The organism is Staphylococcus sp. HMSC62A08 (genome assembly GCF_001839105.1).
Classification (GTDB): Bacteria; Bacillota; Bacilli; order Staphylococcales; family Staphylococcaceae; genus Staphylococcus; species Staphylococcus caprae.
The window spans coordinates 386,351-395,154 of sequence record NZ_KV840039.1; the positions used below are offsets into that span (position 1 = coordinate 386,351).

Annotated in this window: 7 protein-coding genes, 1 tRNA gene and 1 pseudogene; 2 read left to right on the forward strand and 7 right to left on the reverse strand. The window is 33.7% G+C overall.

The window, feature by feature from the left end; all coding sequences use genetic code 11:
* The 3 genes from HMPREF3264_RS07750 to HMPREF3264_RS07760 all read right to left on the reverse strand — a co-directional run.
* Nucleotides 1–129, reverse strand: a 129-nt coding sequence (locus HMPREF3264_RS07750; protein ID WP_070872827.1) for a beta-class phenol-soluble modulin, incomplete at its 3' end; no start/stop codon positions are given.
* Between the two features lie 35 nt (nt 130–164).
* Nucleotides 165–299 carry a beta-class phenol-soluble modulin gene (locus tag HMPREF3264_RS07755; protein ID WP_002442396.1) on the reverse strand — a complete coding sequence of 45 codons (135 nt, stop codon included), beginning with the start codon at nt 297–299 and terminating at the stop codon, nt 165–167.
* Nucleotides 300–336: 37 nt separating this feature from the next.
* On the reverse strand, nt 337–471 hold the full coding sequence (locus HMPREF3264_RS07760; RefSeq protein ID WP_070831744.1) for a beta-class phenol-soluble modulin: 135 nt from the start codon (nt 469–471) through the stop codon (nt 337–339).
* Between the two features lie 372 nt (nt 472–843).
* Here HMPREF3264_RS07760 and HMPREF3264_RS07765 point away from each other — a divergent pair.
* Nucleotides 844–917 (forward strand) — tRNA-Arg (locus HMPREF3264_RS07765).
* Between the two features lie 311 nt (nt 918–1,228).
* Nucleotides 1,229–2,401 (forward strand): MFS transporter, encoded by a 1,173-nt coding sequence (locus HMPREF3264_RS07770; RefSeq protein WP_002442393.1) that lies wholly within the window; start codon nt 1,229–1,231, stop codon nt 2,399–2,401.
* Nucleotides 2,402–2,605: 204 nt separating this feature from the next.
* Here HMPREF3264_RS07770 and HMPREF3264_RS07775 read toward each other — a convergent pair.
* From HMPREF3264_RS07775 to HMPREF3264_RS07790, 4 genes and pseudogenes are all read right to left on the reverse strand, one after another.
* Nucleotides 2,606–4,010 (reverse strand): annotated as a pseudogene (locus HMPREF3264_RS07775) (N-acetylmuramoyl-L-alanine amidase).
* Nucleotides 4,010–4,273, reverse strand: coding sequence for a phage holin (locus HMPREF3264_RS07780; protein WP_176746837.1), 264 nt, complete (start codon nt 4,271–4,273; stop codon nt 4,010–4,012). The pseudogene HMPREF3264_RS07775 and the gene HMPREF3264_RS07780 overlap by 1 nt, the downstream one beginning before the upstream one ends.
* 55 nt (nt 4,274–4,328) lie before the next feature.
* Entirely contained in the window at nt 4,329–6,509 is a 2,181-nt protein-coding gene (locus HMPREF3264_RS07785; protein WP_070872831.1) for a BppU family phage baseplate upper protein, read from the reverse strand.
* A 54-nt stretch (nt 6,510–6,563) separates the two neighbouring features.
* Nucleotides 6,564–8,357: a glucosaminidase domain-containing protein gene (locus HMPREF3264_RS07790; protein ID WP_256323968.1), complete on the reverse strand. Its 1,794-nt coding sequence runs from the start codon at nt 8,355–8,357 to the stop codon at nt 6,564–6,566.
* Nucleotides 8,358–8,804: the final 447 nt, after the last annotated feature.

The following is an 8,804-nucleotide window of genomic DNA, read 5'->3' on the forward strand; positions in this document are numbered from 1 at the left end:
TCCGAATACTTTACCTAATAAGCTGATTCCGTTTTCTGCGATTCCTACGATGCTAGTTCCTAATTTTGCCCAATCGTGATCTTGTCCTGCTTTTACTGCATTTGAGATTGCTTCTGCTAATTTAGTCATGAAAATTTCTCCCTTTCTTTATTTAAATTTATTTATTATCCACCGAATACTTTAGTAAGTAAGTTAACGCCATTTTCTACGATATCTACAATGCTTGTACCTAATTTAGTCCAATCGTGATCTTGTCCTGCTTTTACTACGTTTGCGATTGCGTCCGCTAATTTTTCCATGTTAATCTCTCCTTAATATTTGTATTAATATTTAAAATTAAGCACCGATTAATTTAGAAATAACACTTACACCGTTTTGAACGATGTCTACGATGCTTGTACCTAATTTAGTCCAATCGTGGTTAATACCAGCATCTACAGTATTTTTAATTGCGTCGAATAATTTTTCCATTACAAACACTCCTTATAGTATATTAGAATAATGCGTGAGTTAATTAATTTAAAACGATGAATGAACTTGTGTTGTTTGTTTATCTATCGTTTTGTTACTTATACTATAAAGCCCATATGGCACAATTTGTTCATATTTTCTTAAGACGGCAATTAAAGGTCATAACTGTCGAATGTAAGCGATTACACAACAGTTTGGCATTCGCTACTGTATTGTTTGCAATTTAATTGTTAAAAATTCCTTGCACCTTTACAATTAATTAACACTTAAGGATAAAATGCACTACTATAGTGAAAAATATAAACATTTTTTATAAGTCAGCTATTGCTAAAAGCCTCCTGTTTAGATATAATAATTCTTGTGTTAAAAAATGTCCTGGTAGCTCAGCTGGATAGAGCAATGGCCTTCTAAGCCATCGGTCGGGGGTTCGAATCCCTCCCAGGACGCTATAGAATTTTTTAAAATAGCCGAAAAGCCTTTAAATAAAGGGTTTCGGCTATTTTATTTTATAAGTAAATCTAAAAAAATATAACTATTTTGACACGTATTTGACACGTGGCAATACATAAAAAGTGAAGCTATTATAATAAATGAGGGGGGATTCAACTTTAAATTATATATATTTTAAAGTTAGAACGCTGTAATAAAGGTGTTTATTTATTAAACTTAATACCAAACTATATAAAATGAATTTTTAGGAACCCGAGTCCATAAATTTTATAGAGTTTTATAATGATGTATAGGAAGGAGAATTCTTATGGAAAAAACAATTGGCTATAATAAAATTACTACTATTCTCTTTTTCTCAGGGATACTAGTAATGTGTAGTTTGTATACTGCACTTCCATTAACTGCTACTTTTTCTAAAGAGTTTAAGGTAACTGAAGGTTTTGCTGCTTTAAATGGTGTCGTTTTCTCTGTAATGTATTCAATTAGTTGTCTTTTCTATGGAACAATTTCAGAAAAGTTCGGACGTATAAAAACTATTGTTTTTAGCTTGGCTGGTCTTACTATCATTTGTCTTTTAATAGGCTTTGTTAATTCATTTACTTTACTTTTGTTACTAAGGGCGTTTCAAGGGGTTTTTGCAGCATCATTTTCTCCGATTTCCATAACATATGTAACTGAAACTTATACTATATCTAAACGTGTTACCGCTATTAGCTTTATAAGCATAAGTTTTATGTTAGCTGGTATTATAGGTCAAAACTTAAGTGAATTTATCATAAGTTATTTTGATTGGCATGTTGTTTATTTTGTGTTGACAGCTTTCTATGTATTATTATCTATTTCTATCCATAAATATGTTCCTGAAAGTCCTATTAAAAATGCTGACATTAAAGTAACTCATTTTTTAAAAAACTTTAAGAGTTTTAAAACTAATCTTTATGTACTATTATGTTACGGAATTTCCTTAACTTTATTGATAATTTTTATAAGCATGTATGATGTTTTTAATAGATATATTTCTTCAAGCGATGTTGACGCTTCCGATATGTTAGAAAGTAATGCTAGACTGTTTGGTATTGTGGGGATGTTGATTGCATTATTAGCAGGTAGAATTAGTGAAAAGATTGGCGTTAAAAATCTTATAATAATGTCATTAGTAATGATTTCTATATGTTTAATTCTAATGCCGTTTTTAACAAATTTAGCAATGCTAGTTTTTTTAAGTGTCATTATAGTAAGTGGTGTAGCTTTTGCAATTCCTACTACTATTTCCGAAGTAGGAATTTTGGTTAATGAAAACCGAGGCTTTTTCCTATCAGTGAATACATTCATTCTATTTTTAGGAACAGCAATCGCTCCTGTTTTAAATATATTTTTACAAGGCTTGTCGAACTTCAAACTACAATTTATAGTTATTTTTATTATAAGTTTCATTGCACTCGTTTTCTCTATCTTTTTACCTAAACAAACTTCAAAATAAAAAATAACCACCCAAGTTTTAAATGGGTGGTTAAAAATATTGTCAAGTAAAAATAGCAGAGCCACGCTCAAAAGAGCGTGGCTAGAAAGATTATTTAATGAGATAAATTCGAATGGAGAAAAGGTCTCCTCTTTAGATATAACAAAAATTTAGGGCAGTCGCTAGGACTACCCTTGTATAATAACGTGGTATAAATCAATCATATCATTTCCAATTGATTTTACCCCAATATTTCTCTTTTTTGATTTTTTGTTCTTTGTCTGTGATTTTACATACTGCACAATAGAAATGTTTGTTACTTGAACCAGGTTGCACGTATTTAAATCTAATAAACCAGTAACCATCTTTTTTAATGACTTGGTCAAACGGTACATAGTTGCCATCGTATAACCAAGAGCCACTTTCTACCACAGTCCCGTTTAACCCTGGAGATTTACGAACTTTGATTGTACTGTTTGCTGTAAATGTACCTTTCCAATTCCAAGTGTTTTTTGATGTAGAAGGTTTACTTGCTTTAGCGCCAATCTGCCTACCGTTGATAGCCTCAGCAATACGTTTTGTGAAACTATCTAAATGAGTAGTTAGATACTTCATGTCTTTTTTAGAAGTAATGAAACCTAATTCAATTAAACGATAATTTAAGCCTAATTGTCCTGTAACGTTAGCGTTAAGCAAATCATTTCTAGGTGTAACGCCTCTGATTTTACCTACTGTTTTTCCTAATGCACTAGATAATGCTTTGTCGATGTTATCAGCCGGGAATTTATCACTTACAATAACATGTCCCCCACTTGCTTGAGGGCTTGCAGCGTCCAAGTGGAACTCTACAATAACATCTGGCTTAACATTCTTTTTTACCCAATATAAGCCATAGTCTGAATAGTTGCCTACTCTTTGCCCGTATAATGTATCTTGATATAAGTCTTGATTCATCGTTTTACCACCGTATAAAACAACAGTGTGCCCGACACTTTCAAGATATTTCTTAACTCTAGGAATAATATTCTTACGGTTAAAGTCACGTTCATTATATCCATTCGCTACTGCACCAGGATCATTTGAGTATGCGCCTTTGCCGTGACCCGCAACAAGTAATATTTTCTTGCCTTTGCTAGTTTTAGCTTTTTTAACGGGTTTTGTTTTACTTTTAACTTTATTTTTAGTTGTTTCTTTAGCGTAGAATGGTCGAATGAACCACATAGGGAAATCATAGCCATGTGTACGACGTGTAGCAACTTCTGGAGGCGTCCAATAAGCACCGCCAAGCCAATTTTGTTCCAGTATACTTATAGAGTTTAAAGTTGCACTTAATACAACACCTACATGTCCGTATCCACTACCATAATTTCTGTTGAAAATAACAATGTCTCCAGGACGCGCTTGAAAACTTGGTGTATTTTTATATACTGTAGCCTCTCCGGTGAAGTCATTCCATGTTGGAATATCTGCAGCACCTACACCTTTTAATGTGTGGTTATATAAATATAGCCAATATTGATTAGCTACGTCAAAAACACTGAAATCCAAAACTTCTATCCGGATTCCAGGCTTTCCCCTCCATTCCTTTTAAATATGCAATTGCTTGTTTATATGTTCTGACTGATGTCATTAAAAATCATCTCCATTCATTTGAGGTGCGCCACCTGTGGAGTTTGTCCCTGCTTTAACTTCATGTATTTTTTCTTGCCCTTTTTTAGCTGCGTGAGAGAAATTGTTATTCTTCCACCAAGCTATCAGTGAAATAATTCCAGTAATAACCGTACTGATTGTCATCTCATCGACAGGAATAGGTGAAATGTGGTTCATAGCTAAAATTTGGTTGATCCAAGCTAATATTAGTAAAGTTGTTCTTACGATCGTTCCGTTGTCTATTTTCATATTTTCAACCTCCTTTTCTTAGTAAAATAAAAAGCCAACCCAAAAAGGGTTAGCTTAAAATGTCATATGCCATAGGCAAACGTCCAAATCCGAAATATCCTTCAAAATTATATTGTTCGCCCACCATTGTTTTGTGTGACGTGTAAACTTTAGGGTATAGCTTTTGCAAATCTTGATTTCTGTGTTGAATAGCAAACAAACCATTGCCGAACTCGTCACCGTCACGATCTTCGAAATCTAAGCGAAGTGTGTTATAAGCATTGAGATTGTCGCAAGTCAAATACGTGTTAGTGAACTTCGATGAAGTTGCAACAAAGGAATAAGGCGCATCTTCTTTAATATATTCGTATGTTCCATCATAATTTGTTAAAGAATACTCATTCTTGTATGAAGTGATTAATTTATCTGCGAAATTAGGGTTTATCGTAAACATATTTACATATCCACTATTTACAGTTAGTTCTTTCAACCAAGTTACTTTAGTGTTGAATTTAACGCCTGTAGATGAAATTGTAGCTACTAAAATAATTTCACAAACTTTATCGCCATTAACGCTATTGATACCATACAATTTCTGCAATAATTTAGCTTCTGTAAAGTTATAATTTGATACATTACTTAAACTAACTTCATCATTATCTACAAACAACTTCTGTTTGCCGGTATCTGCTACTTTCAAGGTGCCTGTATTATTATGTTCAGGTATCCATTCTGTAGTTTCTCCGTACGTCACATTAAATGCGAATTCTTTATTGCTATCGTATAAGGCGTTTTGCGTAACAACAACCTCACTTGTATCAGTAGTATTATATAAGAAAGTTTCATATGCCATTGCAGGATTGCTTGACGGAGTGGTAATTCTAACCCAACCTCTAGGGCTAGTAACTGGATTATCAGTGTCTTGACCGATGAATTCTAGAGTTAAAGTGTGTGTTCCATCAGATAAACCTTTTGCTATTTGATTGTGATAAACTGACGCACTTAATATTTGTTCGCTTGTTTGAGCGTTAACATGGGTACTAATATTTTTAACAAATTTTCCGTCAATACTTGCTTTCCAAACGCCACCTTGATTATCAGAGTAATATCTAAAATCAATATCATTGCCCTTGAAAGTAAAAGAGATAGTTGTCCCACCAGTTGTAGCGTAATAATTATCTTTAGAACCGGATAATGTTCCATTAGAAACCAAATTAAAATCGAGATTAGATTTAACTGTGGTTGGCCCTGAAACACCTGATTGTGCAGTTTTACCTATATAATCTGCGTTTCTAAATTTAATGAAATCATCGTTAATATCTTTTTTAAAGTTTAACTTGAAAGAATCACTATTACTTAATTTTATTTTGAAATCCAAATCTCTATCCCCGTTGACAGAGAGTGTGTTGTTTGAAATTTTAACAGAGTTATTATTTAAAAAATTATAATAGTTTATTTCTTTGGATTTTTTATTCAAAAACTTATTCGTAGGATTTTCGACTTGTAACGTTCTTAATTGGTCTGCTGTAAAATTTTCGTAGCGGAAAGGATCCCCTTTGTCTCCTTTAGGACCTTTTAAAGACTCTAATTGTTCTGGTGTAAAATCATCATAAGTGAAATCTTTGCCATCACGACCATTAAAGCCGTCTCTACCATCTTCACCCTTTTTACCATCTTTACCATCAACACCATCTTTTCCATTTTTACCATCAACACCATCCTTACCAGGATCGCCTTTATCTCCTTTGTCGCCTTTGAACATTTCGAGGTTGTCTTTCATAATCTTTTCGACAATATCATTGAGTAATTCAACATGTATTTCTTTTCCAACTGCTTTTGTAATACCGCTGTCATTTACAACAAAATAAAAATCAGCTACATGTGAACTATCATCAGAACCACTAGTATCTTCGAGGAACAATTTTGCTTTCACTTGACCAATGTGACGCGTTACATAGTCCGGAATGTAATATCTTACATATCCTTCTTCTGCTTTGACAATTTCTAATTTTTCATTAGTAAATATTGAGCCGTCTTGTGCAAATAGATGTAATACAGGTTCAAATTCAGTTTGATTAAGATTAATAGGGAAATACTCTTGTTTCTCGCTTAAAACATTTCTCATTTTTAAATGTATATCAATTACCGACGTTGAATTGTCCATTGTGTAAAGATTTAAGTTAATATATCCAAGGTTAACACCTTTTTCGTTTATAATAGCGTTAATCTTACTCCCTTTGTATAACTCCATCAAAACACCTCTTTCTTTTATTAATTAAGGGCTACATGCTGTCAGCATATAGCCCTATTTGTATCTATCGCGAATAAAGTATTCGCCTTTAATTCCAATTTGTTCATATAAACTTTTGATTGTTGTTGCTTGAACTTGAGCCCAACGTACATCTGTCGCATATTGATGTGTTCCTGGATGTTTTGGATTCCAACGCATACGATATAACGTATTTTGACCTTGACTGATGTAACCACGTCTTACAAATCTAGCGCCACCAATGATACCTTTAGAAGGTGTTGTCCATCCATGACTACGAGCATAATTAATAGCGTTATTTGGATTACTATCAAAAGCACCAATACCAAAGTAGTTGTATACGCCAGCACGTCCACTAGCAAAGTATGAACGTCCATATCCACTTTCTAAGAAAGCGTGAGAGATTAGGTAAATCTCATTTAAATTATATTTCTTGCATGCATAAGCAACTGCTTTACCTTGTCCGGATAATGAACCTTTACCTCTAAGTATTTTGTTTAATGCTGTAACTGAAATACCTTGATACTTACCTAAATTAAGCATTTGATATTTTTGAGTGCCACTGTTCCATATTTGTAAACTATTCATTGCATTTAATGTTTGTGAACGAGTTGCGTTATACCAACCAACGCCATAGTTAATTTGTGGCGATAAACGTGACTGTATATTAACCGCTTGATTGAATGTATATTTACTGTGTTCGACAATAACTTGATTTTGCTTTTTATTCGTTGTTTTTTTCTTTTTAGTAGTTGAATGGGAACTGTTATGACTAGTAGAGTTCTTTTTACTTGAACTTGATGTTGAATTACTATTTTTACTGCTCGATGAAGGAACGCTAACTCTAATAGTCCTAGTAGTAATTTTATCTCTAGGGATTTCAGTTAATAATGTTTTTCTATGTCCGTATAAGTACATGAGAGCTTCTACAGTCTTATCAATAACCTTTTTAGGCGCTTTACCTTTTAAAGCTGTATTCCAGTCTCCATGCTCATATATACTACGCCAAACTGGGTCTTTAACATTGATAGAAGATTTTTTTAGTGATATGTTATGAAACTTCATTCGTTGAGTAACAAAAATCATTGCATGTAACTCATTTAGTATAAAGTCATTCTTGCTATCGGAAAGGTCGCCACAAACTTCTATAACTAAATTTTGTGGATCACTAGGAACTTCATACGTTTCTAGTCTAGGTTGCCATATGTGGTTTCTATCAATGAAATAATGAGGATACTCTTTATCTTTAATATATTTTTGTCTATCAAAATACATATCTTGAACAGAACACATTGTACCTGCATTACGCACAGTTACACCTTTAGGACTATGACCTCTATCATTTCCTAAAACAATTTGATGAGGAATGAATTCAGGGTATATAGTTTCGTTATCATCAATAGTGAAACTAATTTCTGTACGTTTTTTCTTTTTAGTAACAACTTTATTAGTATCTTGTTTTTTAGCTGGTGCACTATTGTTAGACGCTTTGTATGGAGGTCTAATGAAATAGATATTACCACCCATACCGTTATAAGTATGTTTAACATAAGCTGCACGTGAGCCACTGTATTGATTGGCACCAAACCAATTCTGGTCTACCGTTCGGAAGGTTTTCTTATCACTAGGACCAACAACAATACCCGTATGGCCTGCCCAACCATAAGTCCAACAGACTATGTCACCCGGCTTTGGAACGAAGCTAGGTGTATTTCTATAAATCTTCCAACTTGAGTTAGGATAGTTGTTTCTTTGAGCCATAGCATTTGCATTGCCCCAAGTTCTAAAATGCCAATATCGATTGAAAATGTAGTTAGGTAAGTCCCACAATTTTGTTACGATAACAATCGCTACTTGTTACCTTCTTCACATTTCTGTGAATGTTCAGACTATATCATCAACCTATTAGGTTGCTCCCCGTTTCCACTCGCTTGAGTGTACGTCTTCCGACTAGTCGTTGCACGTTCCTATTATTAGGTTTCGCTCATGATTGCCCTCGTCTTTACGTTAGGGGTTCCCATGAATTAGAGGAGTTTGCTATAACGATTACTCGCTAAAGGTGCTATATTAACACTGGAATCCATACCTTCCATCGATATCGACGCCTTTATGATTATCTGCCATCCATTTAGCCCAATCAACGACCTGTTGTGCTGTTGGTTTACCTTTTGAAGGAAGCGCCATTTACACACCTTCTTTCTGTATAATAAAAAGCCGACGCATATGCGCCGACTTTATTTAAAAATCACAGGGGCTAATTGCATAGCTGCAGATAAA